Below are 22,487 nucleotides of genomic sequence, written 5' to 3'. Positions count from 1 at the left end.
ACAAGGAGCTTTACGACATGACACGGATTCTGATCGTCGCCACCTCGCACGCCGCGATGGGCGATACCGGCAAGCCGACCGGCCTGTGGTTCGAGGAACTGGCCACGCCCTATTGGGCATTTATCGATGCCGGCGCCGATGTGACGCTGGCGTCGATCGCCGGCGGTGCGGTGCCGATCGATGCCAACTCGGTGGCGGGCGAGATCGCGCCCAGCGTCGCACGGTTCCAAGCGGATGCCGAGGCGATGGCCCGGCTCAATGCCTCGGTCGCGATTGCCGATATCGATCCGGCCGGGTTTGACGGCGTGTTCCTGCCCGGCGGGCATGGCACGATGTGGGACCTGCCCGACAGCGCCGCGCTGATCCGCGTGATCGAGACGATGTGGGCGGACGGCAAGGCGGTCGCCGCCGTCTGTCACGGCCCCGCCGGGCTGGTGAATGTGAAGGATGCAGCCGGGCAGCCGATCGTCGCCGGGCGGCAGTTCAGCTGCTTCACCAACAGCGAGGAACGCGCGGTCGGCCTGTATGATGCGGTGCCGTTCCTGCTCGAGGACCGGCTGCAGGAACTGGGCGGGCGGTTCAGCGGCGCGCCCGATTTCGCCCCCTATGCGGTGCGCGACGGCCAGCTGGTGACCGGGCAGAACCCGGCATCGTCCGAACAGGTCGCGCACCTGACGCTGGCGGCGGCGCGGGAACGCATCGCCGCCTGAGCGGGACATTTCCCGTCAGGGTGCAGGAAAAAGGGGGCCGGGCCGATGTCCGGCCCCCTTTTTTATCGGTCAGGCCGCGACGGCAAAGGCTTCGGGCGCCAGCGCCATCACCGTTTCCGCCCCGCCTTCCAGCTCGCCGCGCAGGCCTTGGACGCGCGGCAGGATGCGGTCGACGAAGAAGCGCGCGGTGACCAGCTTGGTTTCCAGAAACGCGCGGTCGCCCTCGCCCGCATCGAGCAGCCGGCGCGCCGCCCCGGCCATGCGCAGCCACAGCATGCCAAGCGTCACCAGCCCCATCAGGTGCATATAGGGCACCGCCGCTGCCCCGGCATTGTTGGGATTGGCAAAACCGTTCTGCATCAGCCACATGGTCGACGCCTTGAGCACATCGAGCGCGGCGGCGAGCTTGTCCGCCTCGGCGGTGAGCTGACCCTGACGGGCGGCGGCGATTTCCTGTTCGACCAGCGCGAAAAACGCCTGGATCGCGGCCCCGCCCTTGGACGGAAGCTTGCGGCCGACAAGGTCCATCGCCTGCACGCCGTTGGTGCCTTCATAGATCATGGCGATCCGGGCATCGCGGACATACTGTTCCATGCCCCATTCCTCGATATAGCCATGGCCGCCATAAACCTGCTGGGCATCGGTCGCGATCCGGTAGCCCATGTCGGTGCCGAAGCCCTTGATGACCGGGGTCAGCAGGCTGATCAGCGTGTCGGCCTCGGCGCGTTCCTCCTCGGTCTGCGCCTTGTGGCTGAGATCGACGAGCAGCGCCCCCCACAGGCACAGCGCGCGCAGCCCTTCGTTGAACGCCTTGGCCTCCATCAGCATCCGGCGCACATCGGGATGGACGAACAGCGTGTCGGCCTTGGCCTCCGGCTCGGCGGGACCGGTGAGCGCGCGGCCCTGGCGGCGGTCGCCAGCATAGGCGACGGCATTCTGATAGGCGACCTCGCCAATGCCCAGCCCCTGCAGGCCGACGCCCAGGCGCGCGGCGTTCATCATGATGAACATCGCGGCCAGGCCCTTGTTTTCCTCACCGACCAGATAGCCGGTCGCCCCGTCATAGTTCATCACGCAGGTGGCATTGCCGTGAATGCCCATCTTGTGTTCGATCGAGCCGCAGCTGACCGCGTTGCGCGCGCCCAGCGACCCGTCGGGGTTCACCATCACCTTGGGAACGATGAACAGGCTGATGCCCTTGACGCTGTCGGGCGCGCCGGTGACCTTGGCGAGCACCAGATGGATGATGTTGTCGGTCAGGTCATGCTCGCCGGCCGAAATGAAGATCTTGGTGCCAGTGATCTTGTAGCTGCCATCGGCCTGCGGCTCGGCCTTGGTCTTGATGAGGCCCAGATCGGTGCCGCACTGCGGCTCGGTCAGGTTCATCGTGCCGCCCCATTCGCCCGAAATCATCTTCGGGCAGTAAAGCGCCTTCTGCGCGTCCGACCCCTTGGCCAGGATCGCCGCGGTCGCGCCCGCCGTCAGGCCCGGATACATCTGGAACGCCATGTTGGCGGAGGCCAGATATTCCTCGAACGCCGTCATCACGACATGCGGCAGGCCCTGCCCGCCATATTCGGTCGGCCCGGACAAAGTGGGCCAGCCGGCCTCGACAAACTGGGCATAGGCCTGTTTGAACCCGGTCGGCGTCGTTACGCTGCCATCGGCATGGCGGGTGCAGCCCTCGCGGTCGCCGATCTGGTTCAATGGGAACAGCACCTCGGCCACGAACCGGCCGCCCTCGTTCAGCACGGCATCGACCGTGTCGGGCGTCGCGCCTTCAAAGCCGGGCAGATTGGCGTAACGATCAAGCCCGATCACATGGTCGAGCACGAAGCGCGTGTCGCGCACCGGGGCGGTATAGGTCGGCATGGTCACTCTCTCCTGTCCTCGGGGCCGGATCGGGCGCCTTGAGCCAGGGGCCATATCCGGCCGCCGCCCGATCCATCCGGATCATCTGCATCATAGGTTACGAAGGCCCCCTGCGCGAGGGGCGGTGGCAATCACCGGGCTGTCGCCCGCCCGGTCAGCCGTTGCTGGCGCGATCGACTTCCTCGACCCGCTGGACGAACCGGGCCAGCTCGTCGATCTGCGCGTCGATATCGAGGCGCTGGCGTTTGAGCAGTTCGATCCGCTCATTGCATTTCTCGATCGTCACGCGCCGCTGCATGTGGCGGCCGTCGCCCAGATCGTAAAGGTCGATCATCTCGCGGATCTCGGCCAGGCTGAAGCCGGTGCGCTTGGCACGCAGGATCCAGGCCAGCCGCGCCCGGTCGCGCTTGGTATAGATGCGCGTCGTGCCCCGCCTGATCGGCGAAATCAGCCCCTCTTCCTCATAGAAGCGCAGGGCGCGCGGGGTGACGTCGAACTCTTCCGACAGGTCGGTGATGCTGTAGTTGAGCCGGTTCTGGCTGTCGGGCGTATCAACGGTCGCCGGGTGCGGCTGAGCGGCAGCTTGGGCGGCGGCGTGGGCGGCGGTTGCGGATTGGCTGACCATGTCCGCTATCAAACCAGCATTTACGTAAACGTCAAGAGGCTGCCCCGCGCGAGCCGCCGGGAGGCGCGCATAAACCGGGTCTTTACGCCCTTGGGCTAGACCGGTCGGCCGTGGCGGGACGGCAACCCGCCGGTGAGGATCGAACGGAAATGACGAACCAGGCGATCGAGACGGCCCTGAGCGGCGGCATCGCGGACATGCTGGTCTCGCTGGTCGAGGCCGATGGCACGGCCGGACACCCCTATCCGCAGTCGCCGCTGCTGCGCGACGGGCGCGAAGCCACGCGCAACCTGGCGGACGCCGCCCATTATCTGTGCGTGCTCCACGGCCGCGCGCCCGGGGTGATCGATCATGCCGCGACGCGCACCAGCCATCCGGCGGCGCTCGGCTGGCTGGCCGATGCGCGCGACGCCTTTGCCGCCGAACGGGCGCTGCTCACCCGGATCGCGGTCGCGGTCGGCCCGCTGCCCAGCACGCCCGGCCAGGCCGAAAGCGAGGCTGCCGTGCTCCAGCAGCGCCATGCCCTTGAAATGCTGTCAATGTCCGACCGCCATGGCTGCGCCCTTGGCGCGGCGTTCGCGCTCGCGCTCGACTGGCGCGCTGTGCGCCGCGTGCTCGACGCGGCGGCCGAGCGCGCGATGCTCGACATCGCGCCCGCCGCCCTGCCGCTGGAGGCCGAAACGCGGACGGTCGCCATGGCCTTTGCCGAAACCCCGGCGCTTGAACGCGCGATGAGTTTCGGCGCGCAGCAGATCCTCGCCCAGCATCGCGGGCTGTGGGACCTGCTCGAAGCGCGGCGCGCGGCACGGGCACGGCTCGCGGCCTGAAGGTTTTTGTTTTTTTCCCGCCTCGCGCGGGGAGTTGTTTGGTGCGCGCCTCACGGCGCGGGGGCGGCACCGGCCCGCTCCCCCACCCGGCCACCCATAGCGTATCCTGCCGTTGGGTGGCCGGGTGGGGGAGCGGGCCGGTGCCGTTCTTCTCAAACGAAAACACCCGGTGCCGTTCTTCCCAAACAAACGACTCCCGGTGCCGCGACAAACAACCCCGCGCTTGCCCTTCGCGTAAACGGAACCTATCCCCTGAAGCTGCCAGTCCGGAACGGTCAGCAGGAGGCGGGGAATGCGTTTTGAAGGCACCAGCGATTATGTCGCCACCGACGATCTGAAGGTCGCGGTCAATGCGGCGGTCACGCTGCGCCGGCCGCTGCTCGTCAAGGGCGAACCCGGCACCGGCAAGACCGTGCTGGCGCAGGAAATCGCCAAGGCGGTGGGCGCCCCGCTCATCGAATGGAACGTCAAATCGACGACCAAGGCCCATCAGGGCCTGTATGAATATGACGCGGTGGCGCGGCTGCGCGACGGCCAGCTCGGCGATCCGCGCGTGCACGACATCGCCAACTATATCCGCAAGGGCAAGCTGTGGGAGGCGTTTGAATCCCCCGAGCTGCCGGTGCTGCTGATCGACGAGATCGACAAGGCCGATATCGAGTTTCCGAACGACCTGCTCCATGAGCTCGACCGGATGCAGTTCCATGTCTATGAAACGCGCGAGACGATTGTCGCGCGTGAACGGCCGATCGTCGTCATCACGTCGAACAATGAAAAGGAACTGCCCGACGCGTTTCTGCGCCGCTGCTTCTTCCACTATATCAAGTTCCCCGACCGGGACACGATGCAGGCGATCGTCGACGTGCATTTCCCCGGCATCCAGAAACTGCTCGTCCAGCGGGCGATGGATATCTTCTACGACATCCGCGAGGTGCCGGGCCTGAAGAAGAAGCCGTCGACCAGCGAACTGCTCGACTGGCTGAAGCTGCTGCTCAACGAAGACATGCCGCTCGACGTGCTGCAGAACCGCGACCCGACCAAGGCGATCCCGCCGCTGCACGGCGCGCTGCTCAAGAACGAGCAGGATGTGATGCTGTTCGAACGGCTGGCGTTCATGGCCAAGCGCCAAAGCCGCCCGCAGGGCTGAACGCAAAAAGGGCCGGGGCGCGGGCGCCGGCCCGCGCGTTCAGCCGTTCACATAGGCGATTTCGAAATTGCCCCAGCGGCGGCCGCCGATCCACAGCGGCACGAACACGTCCTTCACCATCACCGAATCATGCGCGCGGTCGAGCTGATAGACCGCCATCAGGAACGGGGCGTCGCTCTTCACCGCGCGCATCGTGGCTGAATCGGCGAAGATGCGCCGGTTGCGGCAGTTGATCTCGTTCCAGGTCGGATCATCGGCGCGCGGCGGCTGCGACCGGCGGCTTTCGTGCGTGGGCAGATAGCCATTGACGTCGGAACACACGACGCCCTCGATGCGCGGGTCCGACCGGATCAGCCGGTCGATGATCGGCTGGATATGGCGATCGGCGAAATCGGCGAAGCGGTTGTCGTAGCGCGGCGGCTCCGACCCCGGGATCAGCCGATAATCGGTATCGAACACATCGGTCATGCCGATCTCGCCCCGCGCGACCGCCGCCTCGATCAGCGCGGCAACCTCGTCGCGCGCGCTGAGCGCCACTTCGACAAAGCCCTGATCCTCATGGGCAAAGCCGCTATGGACGAGCTGGTTGAACATGTCGTTCGACTTCAGCTCCATCTCGACCATCTTGGCCTGGGCATCGCGCAGCTGCGCCATGTTGGTGCGCGCATCGCCGACAAAGCCGGCCAGCTCGTCGCGCACGCGGATCGCATTGTCATGGATATGGCTGGTCGACCGCGCGATGCCGTCCGACTGCTGCTCGACCAGCTCGACGATGCGCGCGACATCGGCCAAAGTGTCGTTGACGGCGGCAAAGCTCGACTGGGCGGCGCGGCTCTTGGCGACGCCGTCGCTGATCTCGGCGATGAACCGCTCCGCCTCATGGCCGAGCGAACCCATGGTCGCGCTGATTTCCTCGGTCGCGCCGCGCGTGTCCTGCGCCAGCTTCTTCACCTCGGCCGCCACGACGGCGAAGGTGCGGCCGGCGGCCCCTGCCCGTTCGGCCTCGATCGCGGCGTTGAGCGCCAGCATGTTCGTCGTGCGCGCAATCGCATCGATGCCATGGGTGACGCGCTGCACCTGCGCCATCGCGGCGGCAAAGCTCGTCACCTGCTGGCCCAGCTGCACGACCATTTCGGTGAGCGCGGTGAACTCGGCCATCGAGCCGCGGATGATCTTCGCCCCCTCGCTCAGCCGCGCCCGCGCCTTTTCGGCGAGCAGCCGGGCCTCATCGGTCGAATCGGCGGCGCGGCGCTGATCGGCCTCGAGCGAGGCGGTGACCTTTTCCAGATCGTCGAGGACCGCCATCTGGCGGCTGAGGCTGTCGGCGACGCGGGTGACATGCACCGCCGCCGCCGTGCAGCCGACCGCAAGATCGCCGCACGACTTTGCGACCATGTCGATCGCGCCCGGATCAGCCGCCGTCACCGCGCCCTGGATCATGCCGTTCTCGCCCCGTCGCTCTGATTGTCACCCCAATCTTCAAGCCGTTAGCCGAGAAGGGTTGATCGCCGGTTAACCCTGTGGCGGGGCCGGATACCGCCTCTTGCCCCGGCGGCCGGGCCATGCCAGCCTTGTGTCCATGTTCCTGAACTTTCTCGACGAGCTGCGCCTTGCCGGCATCCCCGCCTCGCTCAAGGAGCATCTGCTGCTGCTGGAAGCGCTCGACCGCGACGTGATCGGCCAGCGGCCCGAGGATTTCTATTATCTGGCGCGCGCCACCTATGTGAAGGACGAGGGGCTGCTCGACCGGTTCGACCAGGTGTTCGGCAAGGTGTTTCGCGGCATCGAGACCAGCTATGGCACCGAGACGGTCGCAATCCCCGAGGAATGGCTGCGCAAGGTGGCCGAGCTTTACCTGACCGAAGAACAGATGGCCGAGATCGAGAAGCTCGGCTCATGGGACGAGATCATGGCGGCGCTCAAGGCGCGGCTGGAAGAACAGAAGGAACGCCATCAGGGCGGCAACAAATGGATCGGTACCGGCGGCACCTCCCCCTTCGGCGCGCATGGCTATAACCCCGAAGGCGTGCGGATCGGCCAGGAGGAAGGCCGGCACGGCAAGGCGATCAAGGTCTGGGACAAGCGCGAGTTCAAGAATCTCGATTCGACCCGCGAACTGGGCACGCGCAACATCAAGGTCGCGCTGCGCCGCCTGCGCCGGTTCGCGCGCGAGGGCGCAGCCGACGAGCTGGACGTCGATGCGACGATCGACGGCACCGCGCGCCAGGGCTGGCTCGACATCCGCATGCGCCCGGAACGCCACAATGCGGTCAAGCTGCTGCTGTTCCTCGATGTCGGCGGCTCGATGGACCCGCATATCAAGCTGTGCGAGGAGCTGTTCTCGGCCGCGACGTCGGAGTTCAAGAATCTGGAATTCTTCTATTTCCACAATTGCCCCTATGAAGGCGTGTGGAAAGACAATCGCCGCCGCTTCACCGAACGCACGCCAACCTGGGACGTGCTGCACAAATATGGCCATGACTATAAGCTGATCTTCGTCGGCGATGCGTCGATGAGCCCCTATGAGATCAGCCACCCCGGCGGTTCGGTCGAACATTTCAACGAGGAACCGGGCACGGTGTGGATGCAGCGGCTGGTCAACACCTATCCGGCGGCCGCATGGCTCAATCCGGTGCCCGAAAAGCACTGGGGCTATTCACAGTCGATCGCGATGATGCGCGAACTGATCGGCGGACGGATGTTCCCGCTGACGCTCGCCGGGCTGGACGACGCGATGCGCTCGCTCAGCCGCAAACAGGGCTGAGCGCGGGGCGGCCCCGGCCCACCCCATCAGCCCGCCCCCTCAGCCGAAGCGCGGGCCGCGCACCACTTCGACGTCGCTGCTCAGCAGCATCAGATTGTGGCTGTCGAGCAGCGGTTCCAGCCGCTCGACAAAGGCATCCGCCGCCGCGCGCGTGGTGATGGCGAGGAACATCACCTTGCCGGTCGCGCCCGACAGCTGGTCGTCGCGCCAGCGGCCATAGGCCCCCGCCCCGCCCAGCGCCGGCAGCAGCGTATAGCGGCTGACCCCCGCCGCCTGCGCCAGTTCGACCAGCGCCGGCAGCAGCGGTTCGTCGATCAGGACTTCAACCCGCCGCCGCTCTACCATCACCGTCATGCGCCCAGCCTTTCCGCGATCCAGATGTAGCAAGGGATGCCCAAAGTCAGGTTGAAGGGAAAGGTCACGGCCAGGCTCATGCCGAGATAAAGTCCGGGATCGGCAACGGGGAGCGCAAGCCGCATCACTGCCGGCACCGCGATATAGGAGGCGCTGCCCGCCAGAATGCCGAGCAGCGCGCTGGTGCCCGGCCCAAGGCCAAGCGCCGTGCCGAGCGCAACACCAAGCGCGCCCTGCACGATCGGGATCAGGATCGCGAACGCCACGGTGCGCGCGGTGAGCGCGCGCCCGTCCATCAGCCGCCGCGCGGCGATCAGCCCCATGTCGAGCAGGAACAGGCACAAAAGCCCGCGGAACAGCCCGTCATAGACCGGCCGGATCGGCGCCAGCCCATGATCGCCGGCCAGCATGCCGATCAGAAAGCTGCCGAGCAGCAGCACCACCGAGCCGTTGAGGAACGTCTCGTGAAGAAGTCCGCCGCGCGGCGCGAGTTCATCGCGCCCGCGCCGCCCGGCCCGCGCCAGCGCCAGGCCGGTGATGATCGCCGGCGTTTCCATCACCGCCAGCACCGCGACCATATAGCCGGCGGCCGGCAGGCCATGCTGGCGCAGCAGCTCGCTGCCGGTCGCAAAGGTGACGACGCTGACCGAGCCGTAATGGGCGGCGACGGCCGCCGCGTTGGTGCGGTCGAGCCGGGCGGCGGCACGCAGCAGGAAGAACACCGGCAGCGGCAGCAAAAAGCTCAGCCCGATCCCGGCGGCCATCGCGAGGCCCATTTGCGGGCTGGCCCCGAAATGCGCGACCTCCGCCCCGCCGCGCAGGCCGATCGCCATCATCAGATAAAGCGACAGGCCCTTGGCAACCGCTTCGGGCACGGCAAGGTCTGACCGCGCAAAGGCCGCAAGCGCCCCCAGCAGGAAAAACAGCACCACCGGCTGGGTCAGCGCGTCGAGCGCGGTCATCAATGCCCCCCTGTTCGAGCCTCCGTCAGCGCGGCCGGCGGATAATCGCATGACCGCCGCCCGGCAAGCCCGGGCGGTGCCGGAGGGGACGGATAAAGCCCGGCTTTACCCCGGTTGCGCCACGCCTCGTTCCGGCGCGGGGCGGCGGCACTCCGTCGCACTGCTATAGTCTACCGTTTTGGTTTGGTTATAGTGAGCGGGCCTCGTGAGAAGGGCGGCCGTGCGGGTCCAAGGCCCGGACCCGCACGGTCTTCCGCCCCCTCCCCGGCATATCAGGCAGGAGACCATGCCATGCCCCAATCCCGCCCGACCCACCCCCGCTCCACCACGCATTCCTTTTCCGCATCGCCGGCCGCGTCCGCCCCGGTGGTGCTGACCGTGCCGGGCCTGCGCGGCTCGGGCCCGTCGCACTGGCAGAGCCGCTGGGAAACCGTGCGGCGCGATACCCGGCGCATCGAACTGGGGATGTGGGACCGGCCGCGCCGCAACCCCTGGGTCACCCGGATCGACCAGGCGGTGCGCGCGGCAGGCGCGCCGGTGGTGTTCGCCGCACACAGCCTGGGCTGCATCGCGCTTGCGTGGTGGAGCGAACTGGCGGGCCTGCACTGGCCCGGCCCGGTCAGGGGCGCACTGCTGGTCGCGCCGCCCGATCTGGGGTTTCGTCCGCTCGCCGCCGAACTGGCCGATTTCGCGCCGACGCCGCGCCGCCCGCTGCCCTTTCCGGCGATCCTGGTGGCGAGCGCGGATGATCCGTGGATCAGCATCGCCGCCGCCCGCAGCCTTGCCGCCGACTGGGGGGCGCGCTTTGCCTGTGTCGGGGCGGCGGGCCATATCAACGCCGCTTCGGGCCTGGGCGAGTGGGCGGAGGGGCAGGTGCTGCTCCAGCGCCTGATCGACCCGTCTCAGCCGGCCCCGGCGCCCGGTGACGATGCCTGCGCCCGCCCGGCGCCACCGGCGATGGACGCCGCTGCCGGTTCGGCTATGGTCGGGGGATGACTGAACGGCCCCGGTTCGACACGCCCGACCAGCTGCTTGCCTATATGCGCGAGGTGGCGGTCGCGGGCAGCGGGTTCAGCCGTTTTGCCGGGGTCGAGCCGGTCAGGATCTGGAACGGCGAGGCCGAACTGGTGCTGGCGATGCGGCCCGACCTGACCCAGCATCACGGCCATGCGCACGGTGCGATTGTCGGCATGATGGCCGACAATGCCTGTGCGTGGGCGGCGGCATCGGTCGCGGGCGATGTCGTGACCGGCAGCTATACGATCAGCTTCCTCGCCCCGGCGCGGGGCAGCCGGCTGCGCGCGCGCGGGCAGGTGATCCGGAAAGGGCGGCGTCAGGTGGTGGTGCGCGCCGATGTGTGGGCGGAAAGCGACGACGCGGAGCCGGTGCTGGCCGCCATCGCGCAGGCCACCATCGTTCCCGTCGGCTGACGCGCGTTCTTTTTTTGGGCTGACGCATCGGGCCTTTGGACTGAGGCGTCGGGCCGCCATCCGGCGGCCCGGCCCGCGCATTCGGCCCGCGCGCCCGGATCAGGCGCGCGCGCCCTCGACCACCCCGACGCTGTTCTTGCGCAGCGCCTTCAGCACCGTGTCGACCAGCGCATCGGCATCCAGCCCGGCTTCGGCATATTGCAGCTCGGGCTTGTCATGATCCTGGAAGGTGTCGGGCAGGCGCAGCGTGCGCAGCTTCAGCCCGGCATCGATCAGGCCCAGATCGCTCGCCAGCGTCAGCACATGCGCGCCCAGCCCGCCGACCGCGCCTTCCTCGATCGTCACCGCCACTTCATGCGCGGCGAGCGTCTTGCGGATCAGTTCCTCGTCCAGCGGCTTGGCAAAGCGCAGGTCGATGACGCTGGTCGACAGGCCCTGCGCCTCCAGCCGGTCGGCGGCGATCAGCGCCTCGTGCAGCCGGGTGCCGAGCGACATGATCGCCACCGTCTTGCCCTGGCGCACCACGCGGCCACGGCCGATCTCCAGCCGCTCGGGCACCGCCGGCAGGTCGAGGCCGACGCCATTGCCGCGCGGATAGCGCAGCGCGATCGGGCCATCGTCATACAGGGCGCAGGTATGGACCATGTGAACCAGCTCGACCTCATCGGCGGCGGCCATCACCACCATGTTGGGCAGCGTCGCCAGATAGGCGATGTCGAAGCTGCCGGCATGGGTCGCCCCGTCCGCGCCGACCAGCCCGGCCCGGTCGATCGCAAAGCGCACCGGCAGGTTCTGGATCGCGACGTCATGGACCACCTGGTCATAGGCGCGCTGCAGGAAGGTCGAATAGATCGCGCAGAACGGCCGCATCCCCTGCGCCGCAAGGCCGGCGGCAAAGGTCACCGCATGCTGTTCGGCGATGCCGACATCAAAGGTGCGGTCGGGGAAGCGCGCCTCGAATTTGTCCAGCCCGGTGCCGGACGGCATGGCGGCGGTGATCGCGCAGATCGTCGGGTCGCGCTCCGCCTCGGCGGTCAGCGCCTTGGCGAACACGCCGGTATAGCTGGGCGGGCCGGCGGGCGCGGTCGCCTGCTTGCCCGAAACCACGTCGAACTTCTGCACGCCATGATATTTGTCCGCCGACGCCTCGGCCGGGCCATAGCCCTTGCCCTTCTGCGTGACGACATGGACAAGCACCGGCCCCTCGTCGGAATCGCGGACATTTTCGAGCACCGGGATCAGATGCTCAAGATTATGCCCGTCGATCGGGCCGACATAATAAAAGCCCAGCTCCTCGAACAGCGTGCCGCCGGTCGCCATGCCGCGCGCATATTCCTCGGCCCGGGCGGCGGCGTTCTGGAACGGGCGCGGCAGCCGGCGGGTCACGCGCTTGGCGAGGTTGCGCAGGCCGATATATTCCTGCGACGAGATCAGCCGCGCCAGATAGGCGGACAGGCCGCCGACCGGCGGGGCGATCGACATGTCATTGTCGTTGAGGATCACGACCAGCCGGTTGCCCGCGGGCTTGGCGTTGTTCATCGCCTCATAGGCCATGCCGGCCGACATCGCGCCGTCGCCGATCACGGCAATCGCCTTGCCCGGCTGGCCGGCCAGCTTGTTGGCGATGGCAAAGCCGAGCGCCGCCGAGATCGACGTCGAGCTGTGCGCCGCCCCGAACGGATCATATTCGCTTTCGGAGCGTTTGGTGAAACCGGACAGGCCGCCACCCTGGCGGAGCGTGCGGATGCGGTCGCGCCGCCCGGTCAGGATCTTGTGCGGATAGGCCTGATGGCCGACGTCCCAGATCAGCCGGTCGCGCGGCGTGTCGAACACATAATGCAGGGCGACCGTCAGCTCGACGACACCCAGCCCGGCACCCAGATGGCCGCCGGTGACCGACACGGCCGAGATCATCTCGGCGCGCAGCTCATCGGCCAGCTGGCGCAGCTGGTCGGGCGCGAGTTTGCGAAGCTCAACCGGTGTCGGGACCGTGTCGAGCAGGGGCGTGTCAGGCAGGTTGGACATGGTCTCTTTTTACGCTTGGTTACGATTGAGGCAAGGTGGTTGCGCGCCCATCGGCCGCCCCGGCACGGCGCGGCAGGGCAGGAAACCGGTGGCAATAAGTGTCAGGTGACGGCGGGTCAGGCGTCGTTGCAGTCGGCGCAGCGGCCATGCACCTCGATCACCGGCCGTTCGGGCGAAAAGCCGGTGCGCGCCGCCGCCGCGCGGACGCTGGAGGCGACGGGATCGTCGTCGATATGGGTGGTCTGTCCGCACTGGTCGCATACCAGAAAGATACAGTCGTGCAGGCAGCCCGGATGCGCATTGGCGACATAGGCGTTGGCGCTTTCGACGCGGCGGACCAGATTGGCCCCGACGAACAGGTCGAGAATCCGGTAGACGCTGTTCGCCGCCACCCGCCGCCCTTCGGCACGGGATACCGCATCGGCAATGTCATAGGCCGAGGCTGGGCGATCAAAACCGGTCAGCGTCGCGAACACGCTTTCGCGCATCGCCGTCCACTGCTCCCCCGCCGCCTCGAGCGTCCGGCGCGCAGCCCGCACCAGATCCGCGCCCTGATGCTGGGCGTGATCGTGCGGCCCATGGCCGGGCGGGGAAGAGGTATCGGCGTTCATCGCATCTGCACTCGTGATGGCACCCGCACTAATCATGGCCCGTGGCCGAGGCTTGGCCGATTTAAGGCCAGCGCCGGCAAACGGCAAGCGCGGTGCCGGATCAGCGGGCGGCGCGGCGCCGGATCAGCGCGCAGCGCGGCGCCAGATCAGCGCGCGGCGCGGCGGTTAAGATCGTGGCCGAGCGCGAGCAGCGCGACGCCGAACAGCGTCACCAGCACTTCATCGCCCTGATGCCCGAGCGTCAGCGCCCCGGCCATGACGCCTAGCCCCAGCCCGCCAATCGCAGACGGCAGCGTATAGCCATGATCGATCGCCCCGCGCACCAGCGCGACGACGCCGATCAGGATCGCGACGCCCAGGCCGATTTCATGGAAATGATGGCTGAGCAGCGCGCCGCCGGTGGTCGCCAGAAAGGTCACGAACAGCACGCTCGTCACGCAGTGCACGACGCATAGCCCGGACAGGCCGATGGCCCACCGGTCGAGCGTTGCGGTTGCTGGCAGCCTGACGATCAACTAACGACTCCTTGGGCGGCCATATGGCACTTGGCGGCCCGTGTCACAATATCACGTGCGTCACAATATAACATCGGTGATGAAAGATGGTTGCCGCGTCGCTTGATCCTTCGCTTTCCCCGGCCGGGCGCTCCGCACGGCAGCCGCGCCCGGCGGCGCTGCGCCTGTGGCTGCTGTCCGTCGCCGCGCTGGTGTTCCTCATGGTCGTGGTCGGCGGGATCACCCGGCTGACCGAATCGGGCCTGTCGATCACCGAGTGGAAACCCGTGTCGGGCACGCTGCCGCCGCTCAGCCAGGCGGACTGGGAACAGGCCTTTGCGCTCTACAAGGCGACGCCCGAATATCAGCAGATCAACCAGGGCATGAGCCTGGCGGCGTTCAAGTTCATCTTTTTCTGGGAATGGGTCCACCGGCTGCTCGGCCGGCTGATCGGGCTGGCTTTTGCGCTGCCCTTTGCCTGGTTTGCATGGCGGCGGGCGATCCCGGCCGGCTATGGCTGGCGGCTGACGGCGCTGCTGCTGCTCGGCGGGCTGCAGGGCGCGATCGGCTGGTGGATGGTCGTCTCGGGCCTCACCGAACGCACCGATGTCAGCCATTTCCGGCTCGCCGTGCACCTGATGAACGCGCTGTTCATTCTGGGCGGGCTGGTGTGGACGGCGCGCGATCTGGGCGCGCTCGCCCGCGATCCCGCGGCACGTCCGGCGCGGCTTGGCGGCGTCGATGCGCTGCTGCTGCTGATCCTTGCCGTGCAGATCATGTTCGGCGCCTGGACTGCGGGTCTCAATGCCGGGCTGGCGGCGAGCGACTGGCCGCTGATGAACGGCCGGCTGCTGCCCGAGGTGCAGGGCAGCCTGTGGGTCGCGATCGCCAATGATCCGTTCGTCATCCACTGGGTCCATCGCTGGTGGGCGTGGGTCGCGGTGGCCGCACTCGTCATCCTGTCCCGCCGCGCGCGGCGGGCGGGCGACCGGCGGGCGAGCATCGCCATCCACAGCGCCTTCGGCCTGCAGATCCTGCTCGGCATCGCGACGGTGGAGACCGGGGTGAACATCGTGCTCGCGGTGCTGCACCAGGCGGTCGGCGCGCTGGTCGTCGCCAGCGCCGCCTGGGGCGCGCATGCGGCGGGTTCCGCCGGCCGCCGCGCGTGACCGGGATCACCACCGGACTGACCAGCGTCTATGCGGTCTTCGCCGACATGGGCGAGGCCGAACGCATCGCCGGAACGGTGGTCGAGGAAGGGCTGGCCGCCTGCGCCAATATTCTTGGCCCGTGCCGGTCAATCTATCGCTGGCAGGGCCGGACCGAACGCGCCGAAGAGGTGCCCGCTCTGTTCAAGACCGCCCGCGCCGAAGCGCTGATCGCGCGCATCGCGGCGCTGCACAGCTATGACGTGCCGGCGGTGATGGCGTTCGCCGCCGGCGCTGTGCACCCCGCCTATCGCGACTGGGTGGTCGAGGCGACCGCCGCTCAGATCAGCCCGGCCAGCGGGCTGGACGGATCGGCATAGCGGCGCTTGGCCATGCGGCCGGCGCGATAGGCGAGCCGCCCGGCCTCGACCGCATGGCGCATCGCCTGTGCCATCAGCACCGGGTTCTTCGCCTCGGCGATCGCGGTGTTCATCAGCACCCCGTCACAGCCCAGCTCCATCGCGCGCGCGGCGTCCGACGCGGTGCCGACCCCGGCATCGACCAGCACCGGCACCTTCGCGCCCTCGATGATCAGGCGGATCGTCACCTCATTCTGGATGCCGAGACCCGATCCGATCGGCGCGCCCAGCGGCATGATCGCGACCGCCCCGACATCCTCCAGCCGCTTCGCCGCGATCGGATCGTCGGTGCAATAGACCATCGGCAAAAAGCCCTCTTTCGCCAGGATCTCGGTTGCGCGCAGCGTCTCGACCATGTCGGGGTAAAGGGTCCGCGCCTCGCCCAGCACCTCGAGCTTGACGAGATCCCAGCCCCCGCCTCGCGCGCCAGCCGCAGCGTGCGGATCGCATCCTCGGCGGTGAAGCAGCCGGCGGTGTTGGGCAGATAGGTGTAGCGCCGGGGATCGATAAAATCGGTGAGCATCGGCTGCCCCGGATCGGACACATTCACCCGGCGCACGGCAACCGTCACGATCTCCGCGCCCGATGCCTCGGCGGCGGCGGCATTTTCCTCAAAGCTTTTATATTTGCCGGTGCCGATGATCAGCCGCGACGAAAACTGCCGCCCGGCAACGCTCCAGCCATCGTCGCCGCCCGGCTGAGGCCCGCTCTCATGGTCACCGCCGCCGACGAAATGCACGATCTCGATCTCGTCGCCATCGGCGACCATCACCTCGCCCAGCGTCGAGCGCGGCACCACCTCGCGATTGCGTTCGACGGCGATCTTCTGCGGCGACAGGCCCAGTTCGCCGGCCAGCCCCGCCAGCGTCAGCCCGGCGGCGACGCGCCGCTGCTCGCCATTGACGCTGAGGGTGATTGTGCCGTCGCTGTGCATGTCGAATGGTCCTTGGGGGCAAGATCGTGTTCGGATAGTCAGGGGCGCAGATATGGGCCAAGCGGCCCGCCCGCAACCACCACCGCGCCCCGGCGCGGCCCGAAAACTTGAGGACCGTGCGCGCCCGATGACCAGCACCGCCACCCCGCCCTGCCCCGCATTTTCGTGCTCAACGGCCCCAATCTCAACCTGCTCGGCCTCCGCGAGCCTGAGATTTACGGCGCCGACACGCTCGACGACATTGCCGGGATGCTGGAGGATCGGGCGCGCGCGCTGGGCGTCGAGATCGAGATGCGCCAGTCGAATCACGAAGGCCATCTGATCGACTGGCTGCATGAAGCGAGCGCCGAGGGCGCGCGCGCCGTGTTGCTCAATGCCGGCGGCTTCACCCACAGTTCGATCGCGCTTCACGATGCGATCCGCGCGATCCGCGTGCCGGTGATCGAGGTGCATCTGTCCAATCCCCAGGCGCGCGAGGCATTTCGCCACCACAGTTTCATCGCCGGCGCGGCGCGCGGAACGGTTTCGGGGTTCGGGGCATTTTCCTATCTGATGGCGCTCGATGCCGCCGCTCGCTTGTGAGCCGCGCCGTCCGCCGCTAAAGCCCCGGCATGACTGACATGAAACCGGGGGCGATGCAGGTCGATGCTGATCTGGTCCGCCAGCTCGCCGAACTGCTCGATCAGACGCAGCTCACTGAAATCGAAGTCCAGGACGGGGAACGCCGCATCCGCGTCGCCCGCCAGGCGACGGTGGCGCATTTCGCGCCGATGACGCAGGCGGCAGCGCCCGCCGCGCCGCTGGCCCAGCCGGCTGCGGCAGCCGCCGCGCCCGCCGCCGAAGCGCCGGCGGCGACCAGCGCCAACGCCGTCCGCTCGCCGATGGTCGGCACCGCCTATCTGGCACCCGAACCGGGGGCCAAGCCGTTCGCGGCGGTCGGCCAGCAGGTCGGCGCGGGCGACACCCTGCTCATCATCGAGGCGATGAAGGTCATGAACCCGATCACCGCCCCGCGCGCCGGCACGGTCAAGGCCGTGCTGGTCGACAATGGCGCGCCCGTCGAGTTCGACCAGCCGCTCGTTATTGTCGAGTAAGGCGATGGCGATCAGCAAAATCCTCATCGCCAATCGTGGCGAAATCGCGCTGCGCATCCACCGGGCAGCGCATGAGATGGGGATCCGCACGGTCGCGGTCCATTCGACCGCCGATGCCGATGCCATGCATGTGCGGCTGGCTGACGAGGCGATCTGCATCGGCCCGCCGGCAGCGACCGACAGCTATCTGAACGTCCCGGCGATCATTTCGGCCGCCGAGATCAGCGGGGCGGACGCGATCCACCCCGGCTATGGCTTTCTGTCCGAAAATGCGCGCTTTGCCGAGATTGTCGAGCTGCACAAGCTGATCTGGATCGGGCCGAAGCCCGAACATATCCGCACGATGGGCGACAAGGTCGAGGCCAAGCGCACGGCCGGTGCGCTCGGCCTGCCGCTGGTGCCGGGGTCGGACGGCGGCGTCACCGATTTTGACGAGGCGCGGCGCATCGCCGCCGACATCGGCTATCCGGTGATCGTGAAGGCGGCAGCCGGCGGCGGCGGGCGCGGCATGAAGGTCGTGCCCGATGCCGACAGCCTTGAAAGCCTGATGGGCCAGGCCCGCACCGAGGCCAAGGCGGCCTTTGGCGACGACACCGTCTATATCGAGAAATATCTCGGCCGCCCGCGCCATATCGAGTTCCAGGTGTTCGGCGACGGGCGCGGCAATGCGATCCACCTGGGCGAACGCGACTGTTCGCTGCAGCGCCGCCACCAGAAGGTGCTGGAAGAAGCGCCCTCGCCGGTCATTTCGGCCGATGAGCGCGCGCGCATGGGCGGCATCGTTGCCAAGGCGATGGCCGATATGGGCTATCGCGGTGCGGGCACCATCGAGTTCCTGTGGGAAGACGGCCAGTTCTATTTCATCGAAATGAACACCCGGCTGCAGGTCGAACATCCGGTGACCGAGGCGATCACCGGGCTTGATCTGGTGCGCGAGCAGATCCGCATCGCCGAGGGCCATGACCTGACGCTGCGCCAGGAAGATGTCGAGTTTCGCGGCCATGCGATCGAATGCCGGATCAATGCCGAGGATGCTCGCACCTTCGCCCCCTCGCCCGGCACGGTCACCGATTTCCATGCGCCGGGCGGCATGCATGTGCGTTTCGACAGCGGGCTGTATTCGGGATACCGGATCCCGCCTTATTACGACTCGATGGTCGCGAAGCTGATCGTCTGGGGCCATAGCCGCGAAGGCGCGCTGCGCCGTCTGCGCCGGGCGCTCGAGGAAACCGTGATCGGCGGCGTCAAGACGACGATCCCGCTGCATCAGGCACTGCTCGACGACCCGGATTTCCAGGCCGGCGACTACAGCATCAAATGGCTGGAAGAATGGCTGGCCCGCACCGCCTGACCGGCGCGGCGTAGCCGGAGATGAAAAAGGGGCCGGATGACCGGCCCCTTTTTTTTCATGTCGCGCGCCTCGCGGTTGTTTGTGGCGCGCCTCGCGGCGCACAAACGCTCAGGATTTGAACTCCAGCCCGGCGCGCTTGCCCTTGACCCAGCAGATGCGCGCGGAGACGACCGATCCGCCGCCAAGGCCGACGGCCACCTCCTCGCCGATGCGCATCTGGCGCGGCATCCGCAGCATCAGGCCGCCCGGCGAGACATTGCCGACCGGCACCAGGAAATGCCCGTCGTCGCAGCGCAGGCCCACCATCTGGTTGATCCCGCATTCGACCCGCACTTCGTTGCGATGGTCTGACTGACGCGGCGACCGCGCGATCCGCACGGTGCCGATGCTCGAATAGTCTTCCTTGCGGGCCATGGCGCAAGCCTAGGCGGGCCATGCTTACCCGGATGTTAAACGCCGCTCCGAAAAGTTACGGGGCGGCGGAAGGCCGCCCCCGGCGCGTTTCAGCCGTTATGGCTGGTGATCCACTGTTCGACGACAGGGGCGATGCGGTCGCGCCATTTGCTGCCGTTGAAGATGCCGTAATGGCCGACGCCCTCCGCCATCAGATAGCCTTTGTGGCTGTCGGGCAGCGCGGTCGCCAGATCGAGCGCGGCGCGCGTCTGGCCCAGGCCGGAGATATCGTCGCGCTCGCCCTCGATCGCCAGCAGCGCGATGTCGCGGATCGCGCCCGGATCGACCCGCCGGCCGCGATGGACGAACTCGCCGCGCGGCAGCGCATGGGTCTGGAACACCAGATCGACGGTCTGCAGATAGAACTCCGCCGTCATGTCGCACACGGCGCGATATTCGTCGTAAAACTCCTTGGTCCGGTCGGCGCTTTCGCCATCGCCATCGACCAGATGCTTGAACATCTCCCAATGGCTCATCAGATGGTCGCCCAGGTTCATCGACATGAACCCGGCGAGCTGGAGAAAGCCCGGATAGACGCGGCGCCCGGCCCCGGCATAGCCCATCGGCACGGTCGCGATCACATTCTGCTGGAACCAGGCATGCGGGCGCTGGGTGGCGAGCGTGTTGACCGCGGTCGGCGCCTCGCGCGTGTCGATCGGCCCGCCCATCATCGTCAGCGTGCGCGGCCTGCAGGGATGATCGTCGGCCGACATGAGCGCCGCCGCCGCATAGCAGGGCACCGAGGGCTGGCAGACGGCGAGCATGTGCGCGCCCGGCCCGATCGCTTCCAGAAACGCGACCAGATAGTCGATATAATCGTCGAGATCGAAGCGGCCGTCGCTGAGCGGCACATTCTTCGCGTCGCGCCAGTCGGTGATGTAGACGTCATGGCCCGGCAGCATCCGCGCGACCGTGCCGCGCAGCAGCGTCGCATAATGGCCCGACATCGGCGCGACGATCAGCAGCCGGGGCGATCCTTCCACGCCCTCGCGCACGAAGCGCTTGAGCTGGCCGAACGGGCGGCGCAGCACGATCTCTTCGCGGACCGCCACCGTGCGGCCATCGACAATCGTTTCATCGAGCCCGAAATCCGGCTTGCCGCGCGGGGCGGCGGCATGAGCAAACACGTCGAGCGCCGAGGCGACCAGCGGTCCCATGCCGAAATAGCCAAGCGGATTGGCCGGGTTCTGGAGCAGTTCGGCACCGGCATGCGCGAACGCGCTCGCACCCGCGAGGAAGGAGCGCTGGAGTTCATAGGCCTGATAGAGCATATCGGTTCCTTGCTAGCGTCCAGCCCTGAACGCTTCGTCAACGGTCTAGGCGCAAAATCCCTGAGGCTCAATCACCGCGTCTGACAACGCGCGCCAGAGCCAGCGCAGTTGAGCGGCGGGGCCGGCGCTGCTAACCGGGCGGCGATGGCTGACAAAGAGACGGCACCGCCCAAGGAGCGCAAGCTCGGCAACCTTGCGATGATCTGGCGCTTCGCCGCCGCCTATCCGGGCCGCATCGCCTGCGCGCTCGTTGCGCTGGTGATCGCGTCGGGGGCGACGATTGCCATCCCCTATGGGTTCAAGCGGGTGATCGACCGCGGCTTCAGCTCGGGCGGCGACCCGTCGGCGGTCACCACCGCCTTTTCCTATCTGCTGATGATCGTCGCCGTGCTGGCGGTGGCGACGGCATTCCGCTTCTATTTCGTGTCCTGGCTGGGCGAGCGCGTGGTCGGCGATCTGCGCAAGGCCGTGCATGCCAATCTGATGGGCCTCGCCCCGCGCTTTTTCGAGGAAAACCGCCCGTCGGAAATCGCCTCGCGGATGACCGCCGACACGGCGGTCATCGAACAGATTGTCGGCACCACCGTGTCGGTGGCACTCCGCAACACCTTCACCGGCATTGGCGGCATCGCCTATCTGTTCGTGCTGTCGCCCAAGCTTGCCGGGTTCCTGATGGTCGGCATCCCGCTGATCGTGGTGCCGATCGTCGTGCTCGGTCGCCGGGTGCGCACCTATTCGCGCACCAGCCAGGACAGGGTGGCCGATGTCGGCACCATCGTGTCGGAAACGCTGGGCGCGATGAAGATCGTCCAGGCATTCGGGCAGGAAACGCGCGAGCGCAGCCGCTTCGCCGCCGCGGTTGAGGCGACGTTCGGCGCGGCGCGGCGGCGCATCTTCATCCGTGCGCTGATGACCGCAATCGTCATCGGGCTGGTGTTCGGATCGATCACCGTCGTGCTGTGGCAGGGCGTGCTCGACGTGGCGGGCGGGCGGATCAGCGGCGGGGCGATTGCCGCCTTCGTGCTGACCGGCGGGCTGGTCGCGGGCGCGCTCGGCGCGCTGACCGAAGTCTATGGCGATCTGCTGCGCGGTGCAGGCGCGGCCGGGCGGCTGGCCGAACTGATGGTGGCGCGGCCCGACATCACCGCGCCGCCGGTGCCGCAGCCCCTGCCCAGCCCCCGCAGGGACGGCTGAGTTTTGAACAGGTCAGCTTCCGCTATCCGACCCGGCCTGAGGTGAGCGCGCTCACCGATTTCTCGCTCGACATCGCGCCCGGCGAAACGGTGGCCGTGGTCGGCCCGTCGGGTGCGGGCAAATCGACCCTGTTCCAGCTTGCCCAGCGTTTCTACGATCCCGAGGCCGGCTGTGTGCGGATGGACGGGGTGCGGCTGACCGATGCCGATCCGGCGGAGGTGCGTGCGCGGCTGGCCATGGTGCCGCAGGAAACGGTGATCTTCGCCGCCTCGGCGCGCGACAATCTGCGCTATGGCCGCTGGGACGCGAGCGATGACGAGCTGTGGACGGCGGCCGAGGCCGCCAATGCCGCCGCATTCCTGCGCGCTCTGCCCCAGGGCCTCGACACCTTCATGGGCGAAGGCGGGGCGCGCCTGTCCGGCGGGCAGCGCCAGCGGCTGGCGATTGCCCGCGCGATCCTGCGCGATGCGCCGATCCTGCTGCTCGACGAGGCGACGAGCGCGCTCGACGCCGAATCCGAACGGCTGGTGCAGACCGCGCTCGAACGGCTGATGGCTGACCGCACGACCATCGTGATCGCCCACCGGCTGGCGACGGTGCGCGCCGCCGACCGGATTATCGTGATGGAGGAAGGGCGGATCGTTGAACAGGGCAGCCATGACGCGCTGATCGCGGCGGGCGGCCTTTATGCCCGGCTCGCCCGGCTGCAGTTCGAGGGGCTGGCCGCCTGATCGGTGCGCGGCTTGCCTCTTGTGCTTGGGGTGCCGCGCTTTCAATACAGGCCCCGCAACGAACAAACGGG

General features: G+C 67.8%; 21 protein-coding genes and 2 pseudogenes. 12 read left to right on the top strand and 11 right to left on the bottom strand.

Features of this window, described 5'->3' with window-relative positions:
* The first annotated feature begins 17 nt into the window (after positions 1 to 17).
* The gene (locus GVO57_RS09285) at positions 18 to 710 is read left to right on the top strand and encodes a type 1 glutamine amidotransferase domain-containing protein (protein ID WP_160592905.1); all 693 of its coding nucleotides are present in this window, start codon (positions 18 to 20) and stop codon (positions 708 to 710) included.
* A gap of 69 nt (positions 711 to 779) precedes the next feature.
* Here GVO57_RS09285 and GVO57_RS09280 read toward each other — a convergent pair whose 3' ends face one another.
* Positions 780 to 2,582, bottom strand: a complete 1,803-nt coding sequence (locus tag GVO57_RS09280; RefSeq protein ID WP_160592904.1) for an acyl-CoA dehydrogenase C-terminal domain-containing protein — start codon at positions 2,580 to 2,582, stop codon at positions 780 to 782.
* Between the two features lie 154 nt (positions 2,583 to 2,736).
* The gene (locus GVO57_RS09275; protein WP_160592903.1) at positions 2,737 to 3,207 is read right to left on the bottom strand and encodes a MerR family transcriptional regulator; all 471 of its coding nucleotides are present in this window, start codon (positions 3,205 to 3,207) and stop codon (positions 2,737 to 2,739) included.
* Between the two features lie 149 nt (positions 3,208 to 3,356).
* Here GVO57_RS09275 and GVO57_RS09270 point away from each other — a divergent pair, with 149 nt between their 5' ends.
* Together GVO57_RS09270 and GVO57_RS09265 are read left to right on the top strand one after the other, a co-directional pair.
* Positions 3,357 to 4,034, top strand: a complete 678-nt coding sequence (locus GVO57_RS09270; RefSeq protein ID WP_160592902.1) for a DUF6975 family protein — start codon at positions 3,357 to 3,359, stop codon at positions 4,032 to 4,034.
* A 292-nt stretch (positions 4,035 to 4,326) separates the two neighbouring features.
* On the top strand, positions 4,327 to 5,181 hold the full coding sequence (locus tag GVO57_RS09265) for an AAA family ATPase (protein WP_160592901.1): 855 nt from the start codon (positions 4,327 to 4,329) through the stop codon (positions 5,179 to 5,181).
* Between the two features lie 39 nt (positions 5,182 to 5,220).
* Here GVO57_RS09265 and GVO57_RS09260 read toward each other — a convergent pair whose 3' ends face one another.
* Complete coding sequence (locus GVO57_RS09260) at positions 5,221 to 6,621, bottom strand: methyl-accepting chemotaxis protein (RefSeq protein ID WP_160592900.1); 1,401 nt, start codon at positions 6,619 to 6,621, stop codon at positions 5,221 to 5,223.
* Positions 6,622 to 6,760: 139 nt separating this feature from the next.
* Here GVO57_RS09260 and GVO57_RS09255 point away from each other — a divergent pair, with 139 nt between their 5' ends.
* The gene (locus GVO57_RS09255) at positions 6,761 to 7,945 is read left to right on the top strand and encodes a vWA domain-containing protein (protein WP_160592899.1); all 1,185 of its coding nucleotides are present in this window, start codon (positions 6,761 to 6,763) and stop codon (positions 7,943 to 7,945) included.
* Positions 7,946 to 7,984: 39 nt separating this feature from the next.
* Here GVO57_RS09255 and GVO57_RS09250 read toward each other — a convergent pair whose 3' ends face one another.
* Entirely contained in the window at positions 7,985 to 8,299 is a 315-nt protein-coding gene (locus GVO57_RS09250) for a P-II family nitrogen regulator (RefSeq protein ID WP_233281311.1), read from the bottom strand.
* A complete protein-coding gene (locus GVO57_RS09245; protein ID WP_160592898.1) occupies positions 8,296 to 9,261 on the bottom strand; it encodes a sodium-dependent bicarbonate transport family permease in 966 nt (321 codons plus the stop codon). Before GVO57_RS09245 ends, GVO57_RS09250 begins: the two co-directional genes overlap by 4 nt.
* Before the next feature lie 291 nt (positions 9,262 to 9,552).
* Here GVO57_RS09245 and GVO57_RS09240 point away from each other — a divergent pair, with 291 nt between their 5' ends.
* Positions 9,553 to 10,257 (top strand): RBBP9/YdeN family alpha/beta hydrolase, encoded by a 705-nt coding sequence (locus GVO57_RS09240; protein ID WP_160592897.1) that lies wholly within the window; start codon positions 9,553 to 9,555, stop codon positions 10,255 to 10,257.
* Positions 10,254 to 10,691: a PaaI family thioesterase gene (locus GVO57_RS09235; RefSeq protein WP_201752610.1), complete on the top strand. Its 438-nt coding sequence runs from the start codon at positions 10,254 to 10,256 to the stop codon at positions 10,689 to 10,691. Before GVO57_RS09240 ends, GVO57_RS09235 begins: the two co-directional genes overlap by 4 nt.
* A gap of 99 nt (positions 10,692 to 10,790) precedes the next feature.
* Here GVO57_RS09235 and dxs read toward each other — a convergent pair whose 3' ends face one another.
* From dxs to GVO57_RS09220, 3 genes are all read right to left on the bottom strand, one after another.
* Positions 10,791 to 12,716, bottom strand: a complete 1,926-nt coding sequence (dxs, locus tag GVO57_RS09230; protein WP_160592896.1) for a 1-deoxy-D-xylulose-5-phosphate synthase — start codon at positions 12,714 to 12,716, stop codon at positions 10,791 to 10,793.
* Positions 12,717 to 12,832: 116 nt separating this feature from the next.
* Positions 12,833 to 13,327: a Fur family transcriptional regulator gene (locus GVO57_RS09225; protein ID WP_160592895.1), complete on the bottom strand. Its 495-nt coding sequence runs from the start codon at positions 13,325 to 13,327 to the stop codon at positions 12,833 to 12,835.
* 146 nt (positions 13,328 to 13,473) lie between these two features.
* Positions 13,474 to 13,842, bottom strand: a complete 369-nt coding sequence (locus GVO57_RS09220; RefSeq protein WP_201752609.1) for a MerC domain-containing protein — start codon at positions 13,840 to 13,842, stop codon at positions 13,474 to 13,476.
* Between the two features lie 86 nt (positions 13,843 to 13,928).
* Here GVO57_RS09220 and GVO57_RS09215 point away from each other — a divergent pair, with 86 nt between their 5' ends.
* Positions 13,929 to 14,990 (top strand): COX15/CtaA family protein, encoded by a 1,062-nt coding sequence (locus GVO57_RS09215; protein ID WP_160592894.1) that lies wholly within the window; start codon positions 13,929 to 13,931, stop codon positions 14,988 to 14,990.
* The gene (gene cutA / locus GVO57_RS09210; RefSeq protein WP_327785511.1) at positions 14,987 to 15,349 is read left to right on the top strand and encodes a divalent-cation tolerance protein CutA; all 363 of its coding nucleotides are present in this window, start codon (positions 14,987 to 14,989) and stop codon (positions 15,347 to 15,349) included. The genes GVO57_RS09215 and cutA overlap by 4 nt, the downstream gene beginning before the upstream one ends.
* Here cutA and thiS read toward each other — a convergent pair.
* Positions 15,310 to 16,322 (bottom strand): annotated as a pseudogene (gene thiS, locus GVO57_RS09205) (sulfur carrier protein ThiS). The gene cutA and the pseudogene thiS sit on opposite strands and share 40 nt — an antisense overlap.
* Positions 16,323 to 16,481: 159 nt before the next feature.
* Between thiS and aroQ the strand changes: the two are divergent.
* Genes aroQ through accC form a run of 3 tightly spaced genes read left to right on the top strand, consistent with a single transcriptional unit; the run spans position 16,482 to position 18,767 of the window.
* Complete coding sequence (gene aroQ / locus GVO57_RS09200) at positions 16,482 to 16,904, top strand: type II 3-dehydroquinate dehydratase (RefSeq protein ID WP_233281562.1); 423 nt, start codon at positions 16,482 to 16,484, stop codon at positions 16,902 to 16,904.
* 29 nt (positions 16,905 to 16,933) lie between these two features.
* Complete coding sequence (gene accB, locus GVO57_RS09195) at positions 16,934 to 17,416, top strand: acetyl-CoA carboxylase biotin carboxyl carrier protein (RefSeq protein WP_160592893.1); 483 nt, start codon at positions 16,934 to 16,936, stop codon at positions 17,414 to 17,416.
* Between the two features lie 4 nt (positions 17,417 to 17,420).
* Complete coding sequence (accC, locus tag GVO57_RS09190; RefSeq protein WP_160592892.1) at positions 17,421 to 18,767, top strand: acetyl-CoA carboxylase biotin carboxylase subunit; 1,347 nt, start codon at positions 17,421 to 17,423, stop codon at positions 18,765 to 18,767.
* Positions 18,768 to 18,875: 108 nt separating this feature from the next.
* Here the strand turns inward: accC and GVO57_RS09185 are convergent, their stop codons facing one another.
* Positions 18,876 to 19,181 carry a PilZ domain-containing protein gene (locus tag GVO57_RS09185; protein WP_160592891.1) on the bottom strand — a complete coding sequence of 102 codons (306 nt, stop codon included), beginning with the start codon at positions 19,179 to 19,181 and terminating at the stop codon, positions 18,876 to 18,878.
* 89 nt (positions 19,182 to 19,270) lie between these two features.
* A complete protein-coding gene (locus GVO57_RS09180; protein WP_160592890.1) occupies positions 19,271 to 20,491 on the bottom strand; it encodes a polyhydroxyalkanoate depolymerase in 1,221 nt (406 codons plus the stop codon).
* 144 nt (positions 20,492 to 20,635) lie between these two features.
* Between GVO57_RS09180 and GVO57_RS09175 the strand changes: the two are divergent.
* Positions 20,636 to 22,416: pseudogene (locus GVO57_RS09175) on the top strand (ABC transporter transmembrane domain-containing protein).
* Positions 22,417 to 22,487: the final 71 nt, after the last annotated feature.

Origin of the sequence: Sphingomonas changnyeongensis (assembly GCF_009913435.1) — a bacterium.
Taxonomy (GTDB): domain Bacteria; phylum Pseudomonadota; class Alphaproteobacteria; order Sphingomonadales; family Sphingomonadaceae; genus Sphingomonas_B; species Sphingomonas_B changnyeongensis.
The sequence above is the reverse complement of the archived record's forward strand: the minus strand, read 5'-3'. Positions and strand labels throughout refer to the sequence as shown.

Excerpts from the sequence above, each read along its gene's own strand:
- GVO57_RS09250 (WP_233281311.1), bottom strand. The coding sequence starts at position 8,299 with ATGACGGTGATGGTAGAGCGGCGGCGGGTTGAAGTCCTGATCGACGAA.
- accC (WP_160592892.1), top strand. The coding sequence starts at position 17,421 with ATGGCGATCAGCAAAATCCTCATCGCCAATCGTGGCGAAATCGCGCTG.
- GVO57_RS09245 (WP_160592898.1), bottom strand. The coding sequence starts at position 9,261 with ATGACCGCGCTCGACGCGCTGACCCAGCCGGTGGTGCTGTTTTTCCTG.
- GVO57_RS09235 (WP_201752610.1), top strand. The coding sequence starts at position 10,254 with ATGACTGAACGGCCCCGGTTCGACACGCCCGACCAGCTGCTTGCCTAT.
- GVO57_RS09225 (WP_160592895.1), bottom strand. The coding sequence starts at position 13,327 with ATGAACGCCGATACCTCTTCCCCGCCCGGCCATGGGCCGCACGATCAC.
- GVO57_RS09215 (WP_160592894.1), top strand. The coding sequence starts at position 13,929 with ATGGTTGCCGCGTCGCTTGATCCTTCGCTTTCCCCGGCCGGGCGCTCC.
- GVO57_RS09240 (WP_160592897.1), top strand. The coding sequence starts at position 9,553 with ATGCCCCAATCCCGCCCGACCCACCCCCGCTCCACCACGCATTCCTTT.
- GVO57_RS09180 (WP_160592890.1), bottom strand. The coding sequence starts at position 20,491 with ATGCTCTATCAGGCCTATGAACTCCAGCGCTCCTTCCTCGCGGGTGCG.
- GVO57_RS09275 (WP_160592903.1), bottom strand. The coding sequence starts at position 3,207 with ATGGTCAGCCAATCCGCAACCGCCGCCCACGCCGCCGCCCAAGCTGCC.
- GVO57_RS09280 (WP_160592904.1), bottom strand. The coding sequence starts at position 2,582 with ATGCCGACCTATACCGCCCCGGTGCGCGACACGCGCTTCGTGCTCGAC.
- GVO57_RS09270 (WP_160592902.1), top strand. The coding sequence starts at position 3,357 with ATGACGAACCAGGCGATCGAGACGGCCCTGAGCGGCGGCATCGCGGAC.
- GVO57_RS09285 (WP_160592905.1), top strand. The coding sequence starts at position 18 with ATGACACGGATTCTGATCGTCGCCACCTCGCACGCCGCGATGGGCGAT.
- GVO57_RS09255 (WP_160592899.1), top strand. The coding sequence starts at position 6,761 with ATGTTCCTGAACTTTCTCGACGAGCTGCGCCTTGCCGGCATCCCCGCC.
- GVO57_RS09185 (WP_160592891.1), bottom strand. The coding sequence starts at position 19,181 with ATGGCCCGCAAGGAAGACTATTCGAGCATCGGCACCGTGCGGATCGCG.
- dxs (WP_160592896.1), bottom strand. The coding sequence starts at position 12,716 with ATGTCCAACCTGCCTGACACGCCCCTGCTCGACACGGTCCCGACACCG.
- GVO57_RS09260 (WP_160592900.1), bottom strand. The coding sequence starts at position 6,621 with ATGATCCAGGGCGCGGTGACGGCGGCTGATCCGGGCGCGATCGACATG.
- accB (WP_160592893.1), top strand. The coding sequence starts at position 16,934 with ATGACTGACATGAAACCGGGGGCGATGCAGGTCGATGCTGATCTGGTC.
- GVO57_RS09265 (WP_160592901.1), top strand. The coding sequence starts at position 4,327 with ATGCGTTTTGAAGGCACCAGCGATTATGTCGCCACCGACGATCTGAAG.